The organism is Polynucleobacter necessarius, assembly GCF_900096765.1.
Lineage (GTDB): Bacteria > Pseudomonadota > Gammaproteobacteria > Burkholderiales > Burkholderiaceae > Polynucleobacter > Polynucleobacter necessarius_F.
Map to the genome: position 1 here is coordinate 1632468 of NZ_LT615228.1, position 20567 is coordinate 1653034.

22 protein-coding genes and 1 tRNA gene are annotated in these 20567 nt (G+C 43.6%); 10 read left to right on the plus strand and 13 right to left on the minus strand.

Annotated features, from left to right (window positions below):
* Nucleotides 1–33: 33 nt before the first annotated feature.
* The 9 genes from DXE33_RS08540 to DXE33_RS08580 all read left to right on the plus strand — a co-directional run bounded on the left by DXE33_RS08540 (nt 34) and on the right by DXE33_RS08580 (nt 5848).
* Nucleotides 34–807, plus strand: coding sequence for a cytochrome c1 (locus DXE33_RS08540; RefSeq protein WP_114639489.1), 774 nt, complete (start codon nt 34–36; stop codon nt 805–807).
* Between the two features lie 103 nt (nt 808–910).
* Nucleotides 911–1522, plus strand: coding sequence for a glutathione S-transferase N-terminal domain-containing protein (locus DXE33_RS08545; RefSeq protein ID WP_114639490.1), 612 nt, complete (start codon nt 911–913; stop codon nt 1520–1522).
* 30 nt (nt 1523–1552) lie between these two features.
* Nucleotides 1553–1960 (plus strand): ClpXP protease specificity-enhancing factor, encoded by a 408-nt coding sequence (locus DXE33_RS08550; protein ID WP_114639491.1) that lies wholly within the window; start codon nt 1553–1555, stop codon nt 1958–1960.
* 5 nt (nt 1961–1965) lie between these two features.
* Entirely contained in the window at nt 1966–2325 is a 360-nt protein-coding gene (locus DXE33_RS08555) for a tetratricopeptide repeat protein (RefSeq protein WP_114639492.1), read from the plus strand.
* Between the two features lie 6 nt (nt 2326–2331).
* A complete protein-coding gene (locus DXE33_RS08560) occupies nt 2332–4065 on the plus strand; it encodes an O-linked N-acetylglucosamine transferase, SPINDLY family protein (protein ID WP_114639493.1) in 1734 nt (577 codons plus the stop codon).
* Nucleotides 4066–4088: 23 nt separating this feature from the next.
* A tRNA-Thr gene (locus DXE33_RS08565) sits at nt 4089–4164 on the plus strand.
* Nucleotides 4165–4251: 87 nt separating this feature from the next.
* Nucleotides 4252–4641, plus strand: coding sequence for a methyltransferase domain-containing protein (locus tag DXE33_RS10740; RefSeq protein ID WP_114639494.1), 390 nt, complete (start codon nt 4252–4254; stop codon nt 4639–4641).
* A 2-nt stretch (nt 4642–4643) separates the two neighbouring features.
* Entirely contained in the window at nt 4644–4970 is a 327-nt protein-coding gene (locus DXE33_RS08575; RefSeq protein WP_114639495.1) for a hypothetical protein, read from the plus strand.
* A complete protein-coding gene (locus DXE33_RS08580) occupies nt 4967–5848 on the plus strand; it encodes a glycosyltransferase family protein (protein WP_114639496.1) in 882 nt (293 codons plus the stop codon). The genes DXE33_RS08575 and DXE33_RS08580 overlap by 4 nt, the downstream gene beginning before the upstream one ends.
* Here the strand turns inward: DXE33_RS08580 and DXE33_RS08585 are convergent.
* From DXE33_RS08585 to DXE33_RS08635, 10 genes are all read right to left on the minus strand, one after another.
* Nucleotides 5845–7188: an MFS transporter gene (locus tag DXE33_RS08585; protein WP_114639497.1), complete on the minus strand. Its 1344-nt coding sequence runs from the start codon at nt 7186–7188 to the stop codon at nt 5845–5847. The genes DXE33_RS08580 and DXE33_RS08585 overlap by 4 nt on opposite strands.
* A gap of 42 nt (nt 7189–7230) precedes the next feature.
* Nucleotides 7231–8412 (minus strand): DNA recombination protein RmuC, encoded by a 1182-nt coding sequence (locus DXE33_RS08590; RefSeq protein ID WP_231970447.1) that lies wholly within the window; start codon nt 8410–8412, stop codon nt 7231–7233.
* A 108-nt stretch (nt 8413–8520) separates the two neighbouring features.
* Entirely contained in the window at nt 8521–8829 is a 309-nt protein-coding gene (gene grxD, locus DXE33_RS08595) for a Grx4 family monothiol glutaredoxin (RefSeq protein ID WP_114639499.1), read from the minus strand.
* A 96-nt stretch (nt 8830–8925) separates the two neighbouring features.
* On the minus strand, nt 8926–9768 hold the full coding sequence (gene prmC, locus DXE33_RS08600) for a peptide chain release factor N(5)-glutamine methyltransferase (protein ID WP_114639500.1): 843 nt from the start codon (nt 9766–9768) through the stop codon (nt 8926–8928).
* A gap of 6 nt (nt 9769–9774) precedes the next feature.
* Nucleotides 9775–10854: a peptide chain release factor 1 gene (prfA, locus tag DXE33_RS08605; RefSeq protein ID WP_114639501.1), complete on the minus strand. Its 1080-nt coding sequence runs from the start codon at nt 10852–10854 to the stop codon at nt 9775–9777.
* Entirely contained in the window at nt 10855–12171 is a 1317-nt protein-coding gene (gene hemA / locus DXE33_RS08610; RefSeq protein ID WP_114639502.1) for a glutamyl-tRNA reductase, read from the minus strand. It abuts the gene before it with no gap.
* A 286-nt stretch (nt 12172–12457) separates the two neighbouring features.
* On the minus strand, nt 12458–13231 hold the full coding sequence (locus DXE33_RS08620; protein WP_114639504.1) for a uracil-DNA glycosylase: 774 nt from the start codon (nt 13229–13231) through the stop codon (nt 12458–12460).
* Nucleotides 13232–13246: 15 nt separating this feature from the next.
* The gene (locus DXE33_RS08625) at nt 13247–15016 is read right to left on the minus strand and encodes a M61 family metallopeptidase (RefSeq protein ID WP_114639505.1); all 1770 of its coding nucleotides are present in this window, start codon (nt 15014–15016) and stop codon (nt 13247–13249) included.
* An 18-nt stretch (nt 15017–15034) separates the two neighbouring features.
* Nucleotides 15035–15625, minus strand: a complete 591-nt coding sequence (locus DXE33_RS08630; RefSeq protein ID WP_231970448.1) for a DsbC family protein — start codon at nt 15623–15625, stop codon at nt 15035–15037.
* 120 nt (nt 15626–15745) lie between these two features.
* Entirely contained in the window at nt 15746–17020 is a 1275-nt protein-coding gene (locus DXE33_RS08635; protein ID WP_114639506.1) for an FAD-dependent monooxygenase, read from the minus strand.
* Between the two features lie 40 nt (nt 17021–17060).
* Between DXE33_RS08635 and ychF the strand changes: the two genes are divergently transcribed.
* A complete protein-coding gene (ychF, locus tag DXE33_RS08640; RefSeq protein ID WP_114639507.1) occupies nt 17061–18155 on the plus strand; it encodes a redox-regulated ATPase YchF in 1095 nt (364 codons plus the stop codon).
* 79 nt (nt 18156–18234) lie between these two features.
* Here the strand turns inward: ychF and DXE33_RS08645 are convergent, their stop codons facing one another.
* The 3 genes from DXE33_RS08645 to trpD all read right to left on the minus strand — a co-directional run bounded on the left by DXE33_RS08645 (nt 18235) and on the right by trpD (nt 20562).
* Nucleotides 18235–18585: a hypothetical protein gene (locus DXE33_RS08645; protein ID WP_114639508.1), complete on the minus strand. Its 351-nt coding sequence runs from the start codon at nt 18583–18585 to the stop codon at nt 18235–18237.
* 137 nt (nt 18586–18722) lie between these two features.
* Nucleotides 18723–19526 carry an indole-3-glycerol phosphate synthase TrpC gene (trpC, locus tag DXE33_RS08650; protein WP_114639782.1) on the minus strand — a complete coding sequence of 268 codons (804 nt, stop codon included), beginning with the start codon at nt 19524–19526 and terminating at the stop codon, nt 18723–18725.
* Between the two features lie 10 nt (nt 19527–19536).
* The gene (trpD, locus tag DXE33_RS08655) at nt 19537–20562 is read right to left on the minus strand and encodes an anthranilate phosphoribosyltransferase (protein WP_114639509.1); all 1026 of its coding nucleotides are present in this window, start codon (nt 20560–20562) and stop codon (nt 19537–19539) included.
* Between the last annotated feature and the right edge of the window lie 5 nt (nt 20563–20567).

Here is a 20567-nt window from a genome sequence, read left to right on the forward strand (position 1 = left end):
TGAGATATCAGCAAAGAGAAATTAGGAACTAGTATGAAACGAATTCTGCAAACTTTGATGGGCGTCTGCCAAGCAACAGTATTGGTTGCCGCTCTTGGCTTTGGTGTAGCCGCCAATGCAAATGAGGGTGGCTACCCATTAGATACGGCACCTAATCGTGTAAGCAACAATGCATCCTTGCAAAATGGTGCCAAGTTGTTTGTGAACTACTGCTTAAACTGTCACGCTGCCTCCAGCATGCGTTACAACCGCTTGCGCGATATTGGGTTAACCGATCAACAAATCAAAGACAACCTCATCTTGAATGATGCCAAAGTTGGTGATTTGATGACCATTTCCATGACACCGAAAGAAGGTAAAGCGTGGTTTGGTAAGACGTCGCCAGATTTATCCGTCGAAGCCCGTGCTCGTGGAACGGATTGGCTCTATACCTACCTGCGCACTTTCTACAAAGATGACACCACTCAAACTGGTTGGAATAACTTGGTATTTCCAAAAGTGGGTATGCCTCACGTTCTTTGGCAATTGCAAGGTGAGCGCGCTGCTAAATTTGAAGAGCGTAAAGATCCGCACGATGAAAGCAGAACCGAGGAAGTTTTTGTTGGCTTTGAGCAATTAACTCCAGGCACTATGAAGCCCCAAGAATATGATGACAATATCGCTGATTTAGTTGCGTTCATGTCTTGGATGGCTGAGCCTGTTCAGTTAGAGCGTAAGCGTCTTGGCGTTGTTGTTCTCCTGTTCTTGGCGATCTTCACATTGCTAGCATGGCGCTTGAATAAGGCCTACTGGAAAGATATTCATTAATTTAAATCCATAGCACTACCTAAGTGGTGCTATGGAAAAGATTTAAAGTCGCTGTTTGTTGTGTGTATGTTGTATTGAAGTAGAAATTTAAGGAAATAAATTTATGATGGTGTTGTACTCGGGCACTAACTGCCCATTCTCGCAATGCTGCCGTTTGGTGCTTTTTGAAAAAGGCATGGATTTTGAAATCCGCGATGTTGACTTATTTAATAAGCCAGAAGATATCTCAGTAATGAACCCTTATGGCCAAGTTCCTATCTTGGTAGAGCGGGATCTGATTTTGTATGAATCAAACATCATCAATGAATATATTGATGAGCGTTTCCCTCATCCTCAGTTGATGCCGCCCGATCCCGTAGCGAGAGCACGTGCACGTCTCTTCCTCTTTAATTTTGAAAAAGAGCTGTTTGTTCACGTCGTTGCTTTGGAAAATGAAAAAGGTAAAGCTGCAGAAAAAGTTCATGAGAAAGCGCGCTTAGCTATTCGTGATCGCTTAACTCAACTAGCGCCTATTTTTGTAAAGAATAAGTACATGTTGGGCGATGAGTTCTCCATGTTGGACGTTGCAATTGCGCCCTTATTGTGGCGTCTTGAGCACTACGGAATTGATTTGTCTCGGAATGCAGCTGCTCTATTGAAATACGCTGAGCGTATTTTCAGTAGACCTGCTTATATTGAGGCTTTGACTCCATCAGAGAAGGTAATGCGCCGCTAATTTATTGGCGACTCAGTCCAACTAGTCAGGATGTCTGACGTTCCAAGCAACAAACCCTACCTAATCCGTGCCCTACATCAGTGGTGCACGGATTTTGGTTTTACACCTTTCATTGCTGTTTTTGTGGATGCCAGAGTAGAGGTCCCTATGGAGTATGTCAAAAACGATGAGATCGTGCTGAATCTCTCGCTTGAGGCTTGCCATCAATTGCAAATAGAAAATGACTGGATCAGCTTTCAGGCAAGGTTTGGGGGTATTCCGCGGAAGATCATGGTCCCAGTAAGCCATGTTTTAGCAATCTATGCTCGTGAAAATGGTCAGGGGATGTCCTTTCCATTTGACCCGTCAAAAATTAGTGATTTACATCTTGCTGACAATGCAGATGATCCTGTTGAAAAGCCAAAAGTTGGAAAACCTTCACTCAGAATTGTTAAATAATTCTTATGGTTGCAAACAGACTGCAAGAAAATATAGGTTTGGCAGAACAGTATTTTCTTCAGAATAATTTTTCTCTAGCAAAATCCATATTAGAAGACGTAATTAAAGAATACCCTGATAGCCCCCGGGCAAATGAGCTTCTTGCCTATGTTGTTGGAAATGAAGGCGATCTTAATAATGCATTAAGTCTTTTAGAAAAAGCCGTTTCATTTAAAGACTGCTCTCCTACAGCGTTTTATGAGCTTGGTAGTATTTACTTAAGTTGTAATGAGGATGAGAAGGCTGGACAGGTGTTTCAAAAGGCAATTGCACTTGGTTTAAAGACTTTTGGGTTGCACTTTGAATATGGTCAAGCGCTCGCTTGACTCGGTATGTATGAAAAGGCTGTAGAGCAATTCCATATTGCCAAGGCTATTCAAGATAATGTACCCGAGGTATTTTTTAATTTAGGTAAATTACATGAGTGCTTGGGAGATCGAAAAACTGCTTTTGCTCAATATGAAAAGGTACTTGAGCTTGACCACAATTTTGTTCCGGCATGGGTGGGAGGCGGCGCCATCTTACAGGGTGAGGGAAAATTAGATGCTGCATTAAGTGCTTTTGATAAAGCCCTCACGCTTTCTCCGGATTATGCAGAAGCACTTTTTTTAAAAGGGAATGTATTGCGGGCCCTTAGGCGGTATCAAGAGGCTTTGGATGCTTATTCGAAGTGTCTGAGTATTGACCCTAAGGTTCCTTTTGTATTGGGTGCATATGCCAATACTAAGATGCTGATATGTGATTGGAGTCATTTTGATGAAGATCTTGACAAAATCAAGAGCCAAATCCTGCAATCTCAGGAAGTAATTCCACCTTTTCCTCTGTTGGCGTTGATTGATGATCCTGATCTGCAATTAATGGCAGCAAAGACGTGGACCAACAACGAAAATAAGAACCTAGAAGTTTCCAGGGTGGTGCATAAAGATACTCATAGCGAAAAAATTCGGATTGGCTATTTTTCTGCAGATTTCGGCTTTCATCCAGTTGCATTTCTGATAGCCGAAATTTTTGAATTGCACAATCGACAGCAGTTTGAGATATATGGATTTTCAACTGGACCTAACACTGAGGATCCTATGAGAAAGCGCCTTGAGCAGTCTTTTGATGAGTTTATAGATGTTCATAGCTGGTCGGATGCTCAAATAGCAGCCAAAGCTAGAGATTTGAAGATTGATATTGCGATTGATTTAACGGGCTTTACTCAAGATGGTAGAACTAACATTTTTGCATTGGGCGCTGCTCCTGTTCAAGTGAATTTTTTGGGCTATCCCGGAACTCTGGGTGCCTCATACATGGATTACATCATTGTTGATCCTGTTATAGCGTCTGAAAATAATCAAAGATATTATGCGGAAAAATTAGCCTTCCTTCCTGATGCTTATCAGCCTAACGATAGGAAGCGTACCCGACCTAAAAATAGAGTGAACCGTAACAAGGCTGGATTACCTGAACAGGACTTTATTTTTTGCTGTTTTAATAATAATTTTAAAATCACTCCACATCAATTAGATCTGTGGGCGTCAATATTGAAGCAGGTTGAGGGCAGTTTTCTCTGGCTACTTGAAGACAACCCGATGGCATCGCAAAATTTAAGATATGAGATTTCCAAAAGAGGGGTGTCGATAGACCGTCTGATATTTGCCTCTCGCGTAGCACCGGAAGATCATTTGCATAGAATGTCTGCGGCAGATTTATTTCTGGACACCTCACCTTACAATGCGTACACCACTGCTAGTGAGGCATTATGGGTGGGATTGCCCATACTAACTCGTATTGGCAAAAGCTTTTGTAGCAGGGTGGCGGCAAGTCTAATAAGGGCCGCGGGGGTTCCAGAGTTAATAACCACTACCGATGATGAATATGTTGAGCTTGCTGTGAATTTGGCTAGGTCTCCATCAAAATTGGATGCCCTAAAATGGCGACTTGGACAGGCACAAGAAAATGCCCCATTATTTGATTCCGAGAGATTTACTAGAAATCTTGAAAATTTGTACCTTCAGATGCACGAAAAATCAGAGCTAGGTCAACCTCCCGCTCAAATTTCAGTTTTTGAGGGTAAAGCTTAAGTTTGGGTTAAAATAACTGCGTTGCCCCTTTAGCTCATCTGGTAGAGCAACTGATTTGTAATCAGTAGGTGGTCTGTTCGAGTCGGACAAGGGGCACCAAATTTCTTGATGTTATTTGCATAAGAGCTGATTGGCCAGCAAAAACCTAGGCTTTTTAAATGGCTGAAATAATACAATGTCGATTATGTGAGGGGCCCTGCGACATTTTGTTTTGAGAAGCTTGTCCTCAAAAAATATTTAGTTTCCTACTATCGGTGCGAATCTTGCGATTCTCTCCAAACCGAAAATCCTTATTGGTTGGCCGAGGCTTATGACCCCCTTAATGAAAGATTTGATACGGGGCAGTTAATTAGATCGATTAATAATGCTGCATTTATAAACGCACTATTAAAAACCCTGGATCTGAATAAGCAAGCAGTCCTTGATTATGGATGTGGCTCTGGGTTATTTGTCAGATTGCTACGGGATATTGGAGTTGATGCCTGGGGTTATGATGCTTACGGAGCCCCTCGACTTTCAGTTGGATTTCAAACAGACTCTTTAAAAGACGCCAAGATCATAAACCTGAGCTTTTAGTTATGCAGACTGGGATCATTCAGGATTTGAATCCTGAATGGGACTATTTATCGGTAGAGCATGGGCAGCATATTTTCTTTTACTCCTCTAAGAGCATTGAATATTTAGCCAAAAGATATGGAATAGCTGCAACATTCCTCGAGGGTTTCATCGTTTTCTTTAAGCCTGTATATTTATATCATCTGTTTATTGCAAATTCGTCAGAAATTAGCCCTAAATTAGGTACGCATTTAAGAGGATATGTACCAAATTACATGGAAAAGTTGCTCACCAGTGGTTACAACTATGCTCTTTTGGATCATAGCCTCATTGCGGCGAGGGACTTATGACGCTGAATGATAAAAAACCCCTTAAATTAATTTTTGCAGGCGTAGCTCGTGATTGTGAAAAATATTTACCAGCGGTTTTGAGGGGTATTGAAGCACTAGCTGAGCACTATTCTGATTCGGCCTTTATTTTTGTTGAAAATGACTCTTCGGATTCAACAAAAAAAGTATTTGGGGAGTGGGGCGAAAAAAGAAGCAATTTCTACCCAATTAATATAGATGGCTTAGGTGCAATACCCAGAAGAGGGCTTCGCTTAGAAATTGCTAGGGCCAGCTATGTTGAGTTTATTAAGAGTGACGTCCAATTAATCTCCTATGATTATTTAGTTGTTTTAGATATGGACGATGTGAACACTTTGGGCGTTAACCCCCAAAAATTTATTGAAGCCACAACCTTCCTGCAGGAGCGTGATGAGAGGGCTGCGGTTTTCGCTAATCAGCTTGGTACTTATTATGATATGTGGACTTTTAGGCATGAGTCCTTGTGCCCAGGGGATGTGTGGGAAGAGATTTTTGATTGTGTTCAGCATAGCAATCTTTCAGATGAGGAGGCATATTTAAAGACATTTTCGCCGAAAATTTTATCGTTACCACCAATTAATGAAATGCTTGAAGTGGAATCTGCTTTTGGTGGATTTGGAATCTACAAACTTAGCTACGTATTGAAAAATAAAAATCCATATTTAGGTTCAAAGGTAAAAATTTCTAAAGATGCAAATGGGCGGCGTACACTTTGTAGGTGGGAGATATGCGAGCATGTTCACTTTAATCTCGGAATAAGAAATTTAGGTGGTAAGCTTTTTATTAAACAAGATCTCATTAACGCTGCTAATCATGGCCTTAGTTTCCCACCTTCAGCTTACAGAAACTTTATTTTTTAATCAGATAACTTAAATTTATGAGTTTCTGGAAGCAATCTTGATGCACTAATCGCTGCAAGCATTAAAAATAAAGTGGGATACCAAAGCCCTGCTAAGCTAGTTCCCCAGACCTGATTTATCCAGGTTACTATTAATGGCAGCAATCCCCCTACCCATCCAGCTGCAAGATTATGTGGCAGAGTTGCTGCGCTATTTCTAGATCTTGCTGGGAAAAGTTCTGCAAGAATTGCCGATTGTGGACCTACAACTAGGCTAAGGAAGAGTGACAAAATAGTCATCACAATACCAATAGCAAGTAAGAAGATATTTTCTTGGAGTTGAAGATACTGGCCTCCAAAACTTTCTAATAATTGAAATGCCGGCAATAAAAGTGTGGAACCCAAAAAGATTCCGCTAACAATTACAGGTTTTCTGCCAATTTTGTCAGATAACCACCCTGCAAAAATTGTGAGCGGTAAAAGAACTATCGTTGCAAAAATGTTTAAGTGATCCACTAATTGGGGTGGTAGCTTAACGCTGGTTTTTAGAAAAACGGAGACGTATACCTGTACGCAAAAAAATAGAATTGCGCCGCTTGAGGAGATGCAAAAAAATAGGAGAAACATTCTCTCTCTAATCTCTTGATCTTTGAAATTATTAAGTAATTGAGATTGATTTTTCTCAATGCCTTGCGTGAGTTGTAAAAAAACAGGCGTTTCTTCTAGTGATTTCCTAATATAGAAGGCGATCATTAGCAGTAACAGAGACACCCAAAATGGAACGCGCCAACCCCATGACAGAAATTCTGCAGGGGTGAGAGATTGCTGCAAAAAAGTAATTTGTAATGTTGATGCCAGAATTCCTAATGGCCCCATGAGCTGCAAGAAACTTGTTTTAAACCCACGATTTTCATCGCCCGCATGCTCTGTGAGATACACTGCGCTACCACCAATCTCGCCTCCTGCAGAAAGGCCCTGCATGAGACGCAAGCCTACTAGTAGAATTGGGGCCCAAATACCAATTTGTGCATAAGTTGGCAAAAACCCCACGCAAACAGTAGCAAACCCCATGAGGGATATTGTGATCATAAAAACAGGCTTGCGACCAATTCGGTCTCCTAAGGACCCAAATAGCGCCGATCCAATCGGGCGCACAACCATGCCCACTCCAAACGTTGCCAAACTTGCCAAAAGGCCTGTGTTGGCATTATTTGAGGGAAAAAATAAAGGCCCAATTATCACCGCAAGAGTGGCAAAAGTTAGGAAGTCATACCACTCTAAAAAAGTCCCAAAACAAGCGGCTATGGCTACTTTTCTATAAGAATGATTCTTCTTGAATAAAGGATAGTAGGTATTGCTCAATTTAGAGGCGAATAATCTTTGCCTGATGATGGGTTATAGGGATCATTCAGAATCGGAGGCTGATTCTATTAATGGAGGGGATAAATTCTTGCTTGGCTTTACACCAAGCTCTCGAACCTTCTCTGCGGCACGAATAAGATTACCTTTGCCAGTCTTGAGTTTATTAAAGGCGTCGTGATAGCTTGTCTGGGCTTGATCAAGGCGTTGCCCAAGTTTTTCAAGGTCATCAACAAAGCCCACAAACTTGTCATAGAGATTGCCACATTGCTTAGCGATTTCTAGAGCATTGCGATTTTGATGATCCTGCCTCCATAAATGGGCCACAGTGCGAAGAGTTGCCATTAATGTGCTTGGGCAAACCAAAACAATATTTTTAGTCAAAGCCTCTTGATATAAATTGGGTGCAGCTTTTAGCGCTGACAAGAAGGCTGGCTCAATCGGCACAAACATGAGTACAAAATCTACAGATCCAAGGCCATAAAGCGAGCTGTAGTTTTTTCCTGATAAGCTCGCAATGTGTTGGCGCAAGGATTGAATATGGGCAGCAAGCTCTTTCTCTGCAGCGATGGGATCGGTAGTTTCTGCGTGCCTTGCATAGGCGGTGATCGAGACTTTACTATCAACTACTAGGCTTCTGCCTTCTGGTAACTTAATAACAACGTCAGGCTGAAGGCGTGCGCCATCACTCTGGGTATGACTGTCTTGAACAATGTACTCTTCGCCCTTGCGTAGACCGGAAGATTCAAGGATGGATTCAAGGACGAGTTCACCCCAGTTCCCTTGAACTTTTGAGTCGCCCTTTAATGCTTGGGTTAATGAGCGCGTTTCATCAGACATGCGCAAGTTTAGATTGGCTAGACGCTCGATTTCGCTCTTCAGAGCAAAGCGTTCACGCGCTTCATTTCCATAAGAGTTATTTACTTGCTCTTTAAATTCAGTAAGCTTAGTTTGCAGAGGTTTTAAGAGCGCATCTAAGTTTGCTGCATTTTGCTCTGTGAAGCGTTTTGATTTATCTTCCAGAATTTCATTAGCCAGATTTTTAAATTGACTGGTTAATGCTTCTTTGGCCTCATTGAGTGATTCAATTCGACCAAGTCCTTGCTTACGCTCAGACTCTAGTTCTGCTTCTAGGCGAATAGCATTTTGTACAGCTTGATCACGCTCATTTCGAAGACTTAGTGCTAGAGATATTTCTGATTGCACCTGTTGTTCTAAGCGCGCCAAAGAGGATCGTAAGCTCAGGGCATAAACTATAAGGCCCGCACACAGTCCAAGTGGCAGGCCAAATAGTAGAAGTGAGCTTAAATCAAAGATCACTGAGGTTGAGCTAAATTAAGCTTTAACTAATTTTTGCAACTCACCAGACTGATACATTTCAGTCATGATGTCTGAGCCACCAATGAACTCACCATTGATGTAAAGCTGCGGAATAGTTGGCCAGTTGGCAAATTCTTTGATGCCTTGGCGAATTTCTGCATCTTCTAATACGTTCACAGTGTGAAGTTTTTCAACGCCACTGGCACGCAAAATATTTACAGCGTTTCCTGAGAAACCGCATTGAGGAAATTGAGCAGTTCCCTTCATAAACAATACAACGGGATGGCTAGTAACGATTTCTTTGATTTTAGCTTGTGTATCCATAAATTCTTTCTAGAAAAACACTGATTCAGTAAGGAAGATTTGTAGTGCTGTTGCTCTGATTTTAAGACTTTATCCAGAAAAAGGTGGTGAAGTAGCTTATTTCCTTGCGGAAACGACTCGATCATGGCCGGATAAATCTAGATGCTTTTGAATGTCGCTAAATCCGGCTGTTTTTATTAGACTAATCACCGCCTCGGACTGGTCAAACCCATGCTCAACTGCAATGAGGCCATCATTTTTTAGATGCCTTGGAGCATTGGCTATGATCTCCTCAAGGCAGCTCAAACCGCCGGCATGGTCGGTTAATGCTGAGATGGTCTCAAAGCGAAGATCTCCCCGCTCAAGGTGTGAATCCTGGTGGGCAATATAAGGCGGGTTACTCAAGATGATGTCAAAGGGAGCGTCGTCACTAAGTGATTCATACCAGCTACCCTGTTTAAATTGCACGCGAGATTCAAGTTTTAGTAGTGCGGCATTTTTTTTCGCGATGGCAAGGGCATCGGGAGACTGGTCTGTCGCAGTGACTTTGACATGGGGTGCTGAATGGGCAATCGCCAACGCAATTGCTCCTGACCCAGTTCCTAAATCGAGAATTCGCACTTCTTGATTGAGTTGCGAAATTTCTTTTAACGCGATCTCAACCAAGAGCTCGGTTTCGGGGCGCGGTATCAATACTCCAGGTGCTACAAAAAGTTCAATCTCATGGAAACCCTTTTTGCCCACAAGATAAGCAATTGGTTCACCTCGCAAACGCCTTGACTGAAGGTCTTCCCATTGTATTTGAGCATCTGAATGAATTTGCATGTCATCACGCGACAATAGGGCAGAGCGAGGGAGTTGATAGTGCTTTTCAAGCACATGAGCCAGAAGTATGCGCGCTTCATTTGGTGGCAGCATGGTCTGTGCCAATAGTGAGCGCAAGCTTTGGGTTTTACCCATTTTTACTTAGTTATCACCCAGCGCTGCAAGTAACTCGGCTTGATGCTCGGATGCAAGGGCATTGCATAAATCATCAATATTACCATCCATCATCGCGTCGATCTTGTAAAGCGTGAGATTAATGCGGTGGTCAGTAATCCGGCCTTGTGGAAAGTTATAGGTGCGGATGCGGTCGCTACGATCACCTGATCCAATGAGTGACTTTCTGGTTTGAGCCTCTAGTTGGTGTTTCTCGCGCTCACGTGCATCCATGATTCGAGAGACTAATACTTTCATTGCTTGTTCTCGATTGCGATGTTGGCTGCGGTCGTCTTGACACTCAACTACAGTTCCAGTTGGTAAGTGAGTAATCCGTACAGCGGAATCGGTTTTATTAATATGTTGCCCACCCGCACCTGAAGCTCTGAAAGTATCAATCCGTAATTCAGCAGGATTAATTTTGACTGCCTCTAATTCATCTGCTTCTGGCATCACAGCGACAGTGCAAGCGGAGGTATGAATACGACCTTGCGTTTCAGTTTGCGGAACACGTTGAACGCGATGTCCGCCCGACTCAAACTTCAGGCGAGAATAGACAGACTGGCCTACCAGTCTGAGAACGACTTCTTTATAGCCGCCTAAATCAGATTCAGCTGCGCTAACGATCTCAACCTTCCAGCCTTGACGTTCTGCAAAGCGGGTATACATGCGCAACAGATCACCTGCAAAAAGCGCGCTTTCATCTCCGCCAGTGCCTGCGCGGATCTCTAAGAAAACATTACGCTCATCGTTCTCATCTTTAGGTAGTAAGAGTTTTTGTAAGGTCCCCTCAAGCACTTCCATCGTTTCTTGAGCTCGTTTTTGTTCTTCATCGGCAAAGTCCTTCATTTCTGGATCTTTACGCATTTCTTCGGCAGCCTGCGCATCAGCTTCAGCTTGCTTATAAAGACCAAATTGCTCAACTACAGTGGCAATATCAGAATGTTCACGTGTAAGCTTCCGATAGGCTTCCATATCTTTGGTCGCTTCTTCAGAAGTTAAAAGGGAGTTGAGTTCGGCTAAGCGTGTATCGAGATGTTCCAGCTTAGCCCGCATGCTGGGCTTCATCTAATGGTCTTCAGGCTTGGCGTGAGAGGCGAATAGTTTTGGTAGCAACTTAATCAAGGCATCACGCTCAGCGCCATTAGAGTGTTGTAATGCATGCAAGGATCCATGTAAAAATTTATTTGTTAAGCCTTGAGCCATTGCGTTTAGTACTTCCTGAGGATCATCGCCACGAACTAAGCGTTTCATAGCGCGCTCTAATTCAAGTTGTCTTAAGTGCTCACCCTGTTGCTGAATGTCCTGAATCAAGGGCACAGCATTGCGGCCTTGCATCCAGTGTATGAAATTACCAACGCGATCTTCGATGATAGCCTCGGCTTGGCTGACTGCTGCTTGACGTAAGTTAGCACCTGTTTGGATCATGACACCAAGATCGTCGACGGTATAGAGATACACATCATCGAGTCTGGAGATTTCTGGTTCAAAGTCACGCGGTACTGCTAAGTCAATCATGACCATCGGCTTGTGGCGTCGTTGCTTGAGAGCACTTTCAACCATACCAAGCCCAATAATGGGTAAGGAAGAGGCGGTGCTGGAAACAATAATATCGAATTCGTGAAGTCGCCCTGGAAGCTCTGACAATTTGAATGACTCAGCTTGTACTTCTTGTGCGGAAATAGAGTCAGCCAATTCTTGGCCACGCTCAATCGTGCGATTAGCAATAGCCACATTTTTAGGTTTACGTGCTACAAAGTGAGTGGCGCACAAGGTAATCATGTCACCCGCACCAATGAATAACACTTTTTGTTCGGATAACTTTTCAAAAATACGCTCAGATAGACGCACTGGTGCAGCGGCCATCGAAATAGAGTGCGCTCCGATTTCAGTAGAGCCCCGAACTTCTTTTGCTACTGCAAATGTTTTTTGAAACAATTGATTTAAATAAGTGCCTAGTACCCCTGCATCATTTGCGGTACGGACAGCATCTTTCATTTGACCTAATATTTGGGTCTCACCGATTACCATGGAATCAAGACCGCAGGCCACTCTAAATGCATGTCGCACCGCATCCGATTGTGGAAGCGAGTAGATGTGGGGCTCAAGACTGCTGGGCGCTAGTTTCTGCGTCTTGGCTAGCCAATCAAAAGTAGCTTCATGCAGAATGCTGGCGGCATCTGCATCATTGGCAGCGCAATAGACTTCGGTGCGATTGCAGGTTGACAATATGGTGGCTTCGGGCAGGCCGGATTGATTCGCCCCAAGTAAATGTTGGCGAAGATTGTGCAACGCTTCTTGAAGAAATTCAGGATCGAAGGCGACCTTTTCCCGAATGGCGACCGGCGCTGTGTGATGATTGATGCCGAGTGTCAACAACTTCATAATGGTGATTATAGATTTGATGACGTGATTATTGGGGGTAAGAATGGGGTTTTTAGCTTTTCTGCTAATTGGCGGGATATCCGGGACTTCTGCTTGGATTTTTTACCCTGGAAATGCCGCTGGACGCAGGCCTAGAAAGCTATTGACCGCTTTTCTGTTGGGATTTATGGCTGCCATTCTGAGCTCATATGCAGGGCAGTACGCTGGGTTATTTCAATCGGGTCAAATGTTGGAATGGCTTAGCGCCATTTTAGGGGCCTGTCTTGTAGGTTGGCTCTACACGACCTTATTTAAATAAATCAGGCTGTTTGAGGGCGTTGCCCCTTGCTGTCGGGGCTTTAACCCATTGAATTGGTTTTAGGCCACGTGAAGTAAGCCAGTCATTTGCTTTTGAGAAATGTTTGCAGCTACCACCAGTTTTTTCCAAAAAGGGCTTATCGGTTTTATAGACTCCAAGCCCAGAAGGATGTGAAGACAGCAAAATGTTCTGCTCTTTTCCAGTTTTAATGAGGTCAAGCTTGGATTGCGCATGAGCACCCCAAAGCATCCAAGTAAGACCAGGCTTTTCTTTGCTTAGGCAGATGATGATTTGATCGACCAATCCTTTCCATCCTAAATGGGCATGGCTTCCAGCTTTGCCTAATTTCACGCTAAGAGCCGTATTGAGCAATAGAACACCCTGTTCGGCCCAGTGATGTAAGTCACCATCTCCAAGTGGACCAAAGCCTTCAATAGCTAGTGCTTTGCTGATATTGCGAAGTGAGCTTGGAAATTCACGCGAGTTAGGGGGAATCTCAGCCGGTATCGAAAAGGCAAGACCTTGTGCCAGTCTTGGTGAGTGATAGGGATCTTGACCAACAATAACCACTTTTACCGAGCTTACGGGTGTTAGTTGTAGGGATTTGAAAAAATTCTGCGGTTCAGGACGAACACTATCGAAATCTTGTTCAAGGACTGATTGAATATTTTTTTCTAAGTGAATCCATTCATTTGACTCAAGGTAATTTCTAAGTAGCCTACGCCAATCTTCTGGGATATCGTTTTTAGAAAAAGCAGGCATCAGATGATGAAGGCATTAATTGATTGAGCTTATCTCATATTGAGCCGGCTGCTGGGAAGCCTTCAGCACCAAAATACGCTCATACTCTAAATCATCTCGATAAAAAGTGAGATGAACTAGCTGATCTTCAGAGAGGCCGGCGAGAACTTTATCTAAGCGAGCACTGGTAAGGCGTTGACCATTAATGCTTGCAAGTAAATCTCCTGCCGCTAAACCAGCGGCTTGCGCTGCACCGCCGTCTAGAACGTGACTTACTTTAAGCCATCCATTGCTATCTGTATGGCGCATTCCCAGCTGCAATTTTATTTTTTCGAGCTTCGATTGATTTTTGAGGTTTACAGAAATTGTTTTAGATGGAAGCCATTTCTGTAGCGGAATATCTTTTGTACCAAAAATATAGTCTGATTTAAATTGATTCCAGAGTGACTTGAATGCATCGCCAAGAAGCTCTCTTATCAATGGATCTAAACCATTCTCAGAAATTCCCTCTTGAGGTTGACCATGTTTTTGCCAAAGCAGGCACATCAGATCATCTAAAGATTTTGTATTTTTTGAAAACGCACGAATTTGTAAATCCAGACCCAGGGCTAGCAGAGCGCCTTTGCCATAGTAACTCACCACAGCATTGGGGGTATTCTCATCGGTTTGGTAATACTTAGTCCATGCATCAAATGAGCTATCAGCCAGACTTTGCTTCAGTCGACCTGGTCCTCGCAGAACGCCATTCCAGTTATTAGCAACTAATTTCAGATAGGTATTTAAATCAATGCGCTTGCTGCGCAACAGTTGTAAGTCATCGTAATAGCTGGTGAAACCTTCAAATAGCCAAAGTAGTCTTGTGTAATTTCTATCGCTCAGTAAATACGGCTGGAAAGCCTTTGGCTGAATACGTTTAACAAGCCATGCATGAAAGTACTCATGACTGCATAGACCCAGAAATTCACGATAGGCTTCTTCATCAAATGGAATATTGTCTTGCGGGATTTGATCGCGGCGACATAGTAATGCAGTGGTATTACGATGCTCAAGTCCGCCATAGCCACTTAAGACGGCATTAACTAAAAATAAATAGCTAGAAAATGGCGCTTGTTTTGTTTTGGGTTCGAAGAGCTTTATGGTTGAGCTACAGATGGCTTGAAGATCTTGCGCTAAACGAGTGGCGTCTACCGGATGAATGCACCCCTGAATCGCCATGCTGTGATTTGTATTGTTTGACTTCCAGTGAATTAACTGAAACTCGCCCAACGCAATTGGATGATCCATCAGATCATCAAAATTTTGGGCAAGATAAAAACCAAAACCTCGAGCATCTGTCTTGACAGGCCTCAAGTTTGTTTGAACTGACCAAGCGTCAGCAAAGGCTACTTCTGGAGCTGTAATGGCTAACGAGCAGGGGGCGTGTTCTTGCCCCAAAACCTCTAAACATAGGCTGGTGGGGTTAAAAAATCCGCGTTCAGTATCCAGATAGGCGGCACGAACAGAAGAGTCAAACGCATACACCGTCATCAGGATATCTACGGCACCATCAATCTTAGGTAGACGCCATTGATTGCTATCCACTCTCTCTAAAACAATTTTTTTCTTGGTGGCGCTTGCAGTAAAGGCCTCAATTGTTTCAATGTGTTTGGCAAAGTCACGAATTAAATAGCTTCCTGGGATCCATGCTGGCATTTGCATAATCTGTCCCTCGGGGGCAGGATTGGCAATATGAAGTTTTACCTGAAAACGATGACCATGAAGGTCGGCCGGCCAGACGGTGTATTGAATTTGTGGAAGGTCAGACATTTTGATTGCCTCTATTGCTTACTTAAGGGTATTGAGCTTCTTCTCAATATCGGCAATCTGAACAGCCCCAGGAAAGCGGCTGCCATCTGTAAAAAAGATGGTTGGAGTGCCAGTAATTCCGTAACTCTTGGCAATATTAAGATTTTTATCTAAGGGTGTGTTGCAATCCATTTTTCCAGCTGGGGGAACGCCGTTGACCATCCAGTCAATATAGGTTTTAGAGGCATCTGATGAGCACCAAATTTGCTTTGCTTTATGGGTTGAATCAGCAGACAAAATAGGAATGAGATAGGTATAGATTGTGACGTTGTCAAGTTGTAATAAAGATTTCTCTAGGCGTTTACAGTAGCCACAATTAGGGTCGGCAAATACAGCTATTTGACGGCTACCATTACCACGAACGGTTTTAAAGGCGTTGGCTGTATTGAGGTCAGCCCATTTAATGCGATTCAGGTCTGCTTGCCTTTGTTCGGTAATATTTTTTCCTGTAGATAACTCAATAATCTCACCTTGAATAAGGTATTTTCCAGTGCTGTCGGTATAAAAAATATCGTTACCAACCAGTACTTCGTACAAGCCTGAAACTGGCGCAGGACTTACGCTTTTCACTTTTGCATTGCTACCCAATTTTTTTTTTGTAAATCTGTTTTGATTTGTTGGCCGACTTGCGCATTAGCAAAATTGGCCAGAAAGGCCCAAACAATAAGAAGTGCTGAGCCGTTTAAATATTTATTCAAAATGAATTTCTCCTAGCGCGCGCTCGATGAGACGCTGTTTTATAAAATGACTTTTATTTACCAGGCCAAGACCCCAGTTGCGTAATTGTTTTTCAGAAGCGCTAGTCCCGGAAAATAACTTTTTCAGTTTGTCTGTTACCAAAAGAAGGGCGCTAGTATCACCCTGTCGTTGGCGTTCGTAGCGACGCAATAGTTTGAGATCATTGAGCGGTCTGAATGACTCACGCTTAGATAAAATATTGAGAAGAACAGCGACATCGCGCAAGCCCAAATTTAATCCTTGTCCAGCAAGTGGGTGCATGACATGAGCTGCATCACCAACCAGTGCAACACTTGGATTATCTTCGGGCCCAATAAAGCGTGCTGCGCGAATCTTTCGTAAAGGAAAGGCTGCAGGGTTCGAGTTCAGGGTGAGCTCACCAAGCTGTTGGAATATTGCACCATTCGCAATTGAAGCAAATTCATCTTGCCATTCATTTGGATTTAATTGCAGCAACTTGGTGGCATGCTCTGGTGAGGTAGACCAAACCATAGACACTTGTTTATTCGGGAGTGGTAGCATGGCAACAATATCCCCGCCAGGCAAGAACCACTGGAATGCAGTTTCAAGGTGTGGGAAAGTGCAATTCCAGTTAGCAACCACCGCACTTTGTGAGTAACTCTCTTCGCTCGTAGTAATTCCAATGGCGGTCCGAATTGGAGAGTTGGCGCCATCTGCGGCAATGACCAATTTCGTTCGAATAGATCCGCCATTTTTCAAATACAAGGCGCTGTCATTTATATCGGCAGCAATATTTTCAACTACATCATTGATGCGTTCTAATTTATTTTGAAAGCGTGATGCTTGATCAAGGGTATGCTCGATTAGGTCAGATTCACCAATCCACGCAAGCTGAGGAGTTCCGGCTTCGAAGGCTGATAAATGAAGTTGATCAGTTTTTTCTCCGCGATCGCCATAAATTCGCATATCGCGCACTGGCTGCAATCGATTTTGGTCCAGAGCATCCCATATTTGTAAATTTGCCAAGAGATTTCGGGTGCTTGGGGAGAAGGCGTAAATTCTTTGTCCCCATTGACTACCTTGGGGGATTGGGATCGCATGGTCCAGATCTGGGGCAATCTGTGCAGTTTGAAGGCCTAGTTGGGCTAAACCCAGAGCGCAGGCCTTCCCAACGATGCCTCCGCCGACCACGGCGACATCTACGGAGCGAATTTGTGATGGATTTGCAGTCGATTTACGCAAACGAATTTGATGAGCTTCTGACATAACTCGATGATATCGAAACCAGCCCCTTTACAATATCGGTATGTCTTTAAAATGTGGTATCGTCGGCCTGCCTAACGTCGGCAAATCTACTCTCTTTAATGCGCTTACCAAGGCTGGGATCGCAGCGGAAAACTATCCTTTCTGCACGATTGAGCCCAATGTAGGCGTTGTAGAGGTTCCTGACCCCCGTCTTGCCGCTTTGGCTGAAATCGTTAAGCCTGAGCGAATTTTGCCTGCCGCTGTCGAATTTGTTGATATTGCGGGACTGGTTGCGGGTGCTTCTAAGGGTGAGGGGCTGGGAAACCAGTTTTTGGCCAATATCAGGGAAACTGACGCTATTACCCATGTGGTACGTTGTTTCGAGGATCCCAACGTGATCCACGTTGCTGGCAAGATCGATCCAATTGCTGATATCGGTGTTATTGATACAGAACTCGCTTTATCTGACTTGGCAACCGTCGAAAAGACCCTCAATCGCTCTAGTAAGGCAGCAAAGTCGGGTAACGATAAGGAGGCTGCTGCCTTGGTTGCTGTCCTCACTAAAGTGCAGGCCCATTTGGATTCCGCATTGCCGGTTCGAAGTTTAGATTTAACTGATGATGAAAAGTTATTGATAAAACCGCTTTGCCTGATTACCGCAAAGCCAGCAATGTATGTCGCAAATGTGAAAGAGGATGGTTTTGAAAATAACCCCCATCTTGAAGCAGTAAAACAGCATGCGGCCAGAGAGAAGGCCCCTGTAGTGGCAGTATGCGCAGCAATTGAAGCAGAAATTGCTGATTTAGATGATGCCGATAAGACCGAGTTTTTAGCTGATCTGGGTATGGATGAACCAGGATTGGATCGGGTGATTCGTGCCGGCTATGCGCTACTTGGCTTGCACACCTACTTTACTGCGGGCGTAAAAGAAGTGCGCGCTTGGACAATTCATCAAGGCGATACCGCACCACAAGCTGCTGGCGTGATCCATACGGATTTTGAGCGCGGCTTTATTCGTGCCCAAACAATTTCTTACGATGATTTCATCCAGTTTAAAGGTGAGTCGGGTGCAAAAGAGGCCGGTAAGATGCGGGCCGAAGGTAAAGAGTACGTCGTGAAAGATGGGGATGTGTTGAATTTCTTGTTCAATGTTTAATTGATATCAATGCTTCCTTAAATAAAAAAGCCCTTTAACCAAGGGCTTTTTTATTGGGTAAAGAGAATCAAAAAAATGCTTAAGCTGCCTTAACTGCTTTCTCCAGGCAGCGAGAAATTTCTTCGTAACGTTTAATGGCTAGCTTGGTCGGTAACACTTCTTTTTTTCGACCATCAATATTCTCGACCATCTGGATATAGCCCATAGCAACCAGATTCTTAAGGCGACCATGTAATGTGGCTTGTGAACCTAATTGAGACATAGAAATTAAGTTGCCAACCAAAATCAGTTTTTGAGCATGAGCGTAAGTGACGATTTTGTCTAAAAGACCCTTTTCAATTTCATCCGGTTTTTTGCCGGGATTCATGCGATCTAGGGCATCAAGGAGATTTAAAAATCGCAGGTAAGGGGTTTGTTTGGTCACTGACATAGTTGGGGCTAAATGAGTTTGATAGCTCTAGGGCTAATTTGATTCTATTCTTCGCTAGAGGTCCCAGCAATTGATGGCTATCAAGGGAAAATGATTTTTTCTTGAATTCGGCGCTACTTTTGATGAGTTTTTGGGCTTTAGTCAAATAGATCGCTAAGTGCTTTACCAGGATCAGTGGATCGCATGAATGCCTCACCAACTAAAAACGCATGAATTTGGTTATCCCGCATCAATTGCACATCGGCCCTATTGAGAATTCCAGACTCGGTGACGAGTGTTTTGTTTTGAGGAATTGAAGGCAAGAGCGAAAGTGTAGTTTGGAGTGTTACTTCAAAAGTTTTCAGGTTTCGATTGTTGATTCCCAGTAGCGGAGTCTTCAGTTCAAGCGCCTGGTCAAGCTCAGCGCCATTGTGCACCTCGACTAAAACATCCAAACCAAGCTCATGAGCGCATGCCTCCAGCTCTTTCATTTGATTGAGCTCAAGACAAGCAACAATTAGCAAAATGGCATCTGCGCCAATCGCGCGAGCCTCATAGATTTGGTATGGGTCAATCGTAAAATCTTTGCGTAGTACTGGGATCGCGCAGGCCGCACGCGCCTCTTGTAGGTAGGCATTGCGGCCTTGAAAATAATCCACATCCGTCAGCACTGATAAACATGCGGCGCCATGCTTTTCATAAGAGCGAGCAATATCAGCAGGTACAAAATTTTCTCGGAGGATGCCCTTGCTTGGACTTGCCTTTTTAATTTCAGTGATTACACCTGCTTTGCCGGCTGTGATTTTTTGTTCGATAGAGCGAATAAAACCTCGGGACTTTAAGAGTGCATCTAAATTATTCAGCTTTGCAAGCTCTTGCTGATTAGATAGAGAAACTTTTTTTAAGTTGTTTGCAATTTCTACTTTTTTGGTTGCAACAATTTTCTCTAGGATATCGCTCATGACTAATAATTTATTTAGATTGAGTTGCTGCAACAAAAGTATCTAGCTTTTTACGGGCAGCGCCGGAAGTAATGGCTTCTCTCGCCTTTGCAATCCCGCTAGCAATATCTGGTGCAACACCGGCTACGTAGAGTGTAGCGCCTGCATTTAAGCAAACAATATCGCTAGCAGCTCCAGACTGGTTGTCTATGACTTCTAAAACAATTTGTTTTGATTCTTGGGCATTGGCAACTTTAAAGCTGTTGGTAGGTGCAGTATTAAGCCCAAAGTCTTTAGGGTGGATTTCATATTCACGCACAGTACCATCTTTAAGCTCTCCAACGAGAGTAGGGCCTTCAAGGGAAATTTCATCTAAGCCGTCACGACCATAAACAACGAGGGCATGTTCCATTCCCAAGGCTTGTAATACGCGCGCCTGAATACCAACAAGGTCTGGATGAAATACGCCCATCAAAATGCGTTTAGCATCGGCAGGATTAGTTAAGGGTCCCAAAATATTAAAAATCGTTCGCACGCCTAGTTGCTTGCGAATTGGAACAACATTTTTCATGGCAGGGTGATGATTTGGTGCAAACATAAAACCAGCGCCCATTGAAGAAATGCAATTGGCAACCTGTTCGGCCGATAGGTTGAGATTGACTCCTAAAGATTCCAGTACGTCCGCACTGCCAGATTTACTGCTGACACTGCGATTTCCGTGTTTAGCAATTTTTGCTCCAGCTGCTGCTGCAACAAACATGGCTGCAGTGGAAATATTAAAAGTGTGGGCACCATCACCGCCGGTGCCAACGACATCGACGAGGTGGGTGCGATTTTGTATATGAACTGGGGTTGCAAATTCGCGCATGACTTTTGCTGCAGCTGCAATTTCACCAACAGTTTCTTTTTTAGTTCGCAATGCTACCAAAAGACCTGCAACTAGCTCTGGCGCCATTTCGCCACTCATGATAAGACGCATCATGTCTGTCATTTCATCATGAAATAGTTCACGATGTTCGATGCAACGTTGCAGTGCTTCTTGCGGAGTAATTGCCATGACGA

Coding starts and splice junctions, on each gene's coding strand:
- DXE33_RS08540 (WP_114639489.1), top strand. CDS start 34: ATGAAACGAATTCTGCAAACTTTGATGGGCGTCTGCCAAGCAACAGTA.
- DXE33_RS08545 (WP_114639490.1), top strand. CDS start 911: ATGATGGTGTTGTACTCGGGCACTAACTGCCCATTCTCGCAATGCTGC.
- DXE33_RS08550 (WP_114639491.1), top strand. CDS start 1,553: ATGTCTGACGTTCCAAGCAACAAACCCTACCTAATCCGTGCCCTACAT.
- DXE33_RS08555 (WP_114639492.1), top strand. CDS start 1,966: ATGGTTGCAAACAGACTGCAAGAAAATATAGGTTTGGCAGAACAGTAT.
- DXE33_RS08560 (WP_114639493.1), top strand. CDS start 2,332: ATGTATGAAAAGGCTGTAGAGCAATTCCATATTGCCAAGGCTATTCAA.
- DXE33_RS08575 (WP_114639495.1), top strand. CDS start 4,644: ATGCAGACTGGGATCATTCAGGATTTGAATCCTGAATGGGACTATTTA.
- DXE33_RS08580 (WP_114639496.1), top strand. CDS start 4,967: ATGACGCTGAATGATAAAAAACCCCTTAAATTAATTTTTGCAGGCGTA.
- grxD (WP_114639499.1), bottom strand. CDS start 8,829: ATGGATACACAAGCTAAAATCAAAGAAATCGTTACTAGCCATCCCGTT.
- prmC (WP_114639500.1), bottom strand. CDS start 9,768: ATGGGTAAAACCCAAAGCTTGCGCTCACTATTGGCACAGACCATGCTG.
- prfA (WP_114639501.1), bottom strand. CDS start 10,854: ATGAAGCCCAGCATGCGGGCTAAGCTGGAACATCTCGATACACGCTTA.
- hemA (WP_114639502.1), bottom strand. CDS start 12,171: ATGAAGTTGTTGACACTCGGCATCAATCATCACACAGCGCCGGTCGCC.
- DXE33_RS08620 (WP_114639504.1), bottom strand. CDS start 13,231: ATGCCTGCTTTTTCTAAAAACGATATCCCAGAAGATTGGCGTAGGCTA.
- DXE33_RS08625 (WP_114639505.1), bottom strand. CDS start 15,016: ATGTCTGACCTTCCACAAATTCAATACACCGTCTGGCCGGCCGACCTT.
- DXE33_RS08635 (WP_114639506.1), bottom strand. CDS start 17,020: ATGTCAGAAGCTCATCAAATTCGTTTGCGTAAATCGACTGCAAATCCA.
- ychF (WP_114639507.1), top strand. CDS start 17,061: ATGTCTTTAAAATGTGGTATCGTCGGCCTGCCTAACGTCGGCAAATCT.
- DXE33_RS08645 (WP_114639508.1), bottom strand. CDS start 18,585: ATGTCAGTGACCAAACAAACCCCTTACCTGCGATTTTTAAATCTCCTT.
- trpC (WP_114639782.1), bottom strand. CDS start 19,526: ATGAGCGATATCCTAGAGAAAATTGTTGCAACCAAAAAAGTAGAAATT.
- trpD (WP_114639509.1), bottom strand. CDS start 20,562: ATGGCAATTACTCCGCAAGAAGCACTGCAACGTTGCATCGAACATCGT.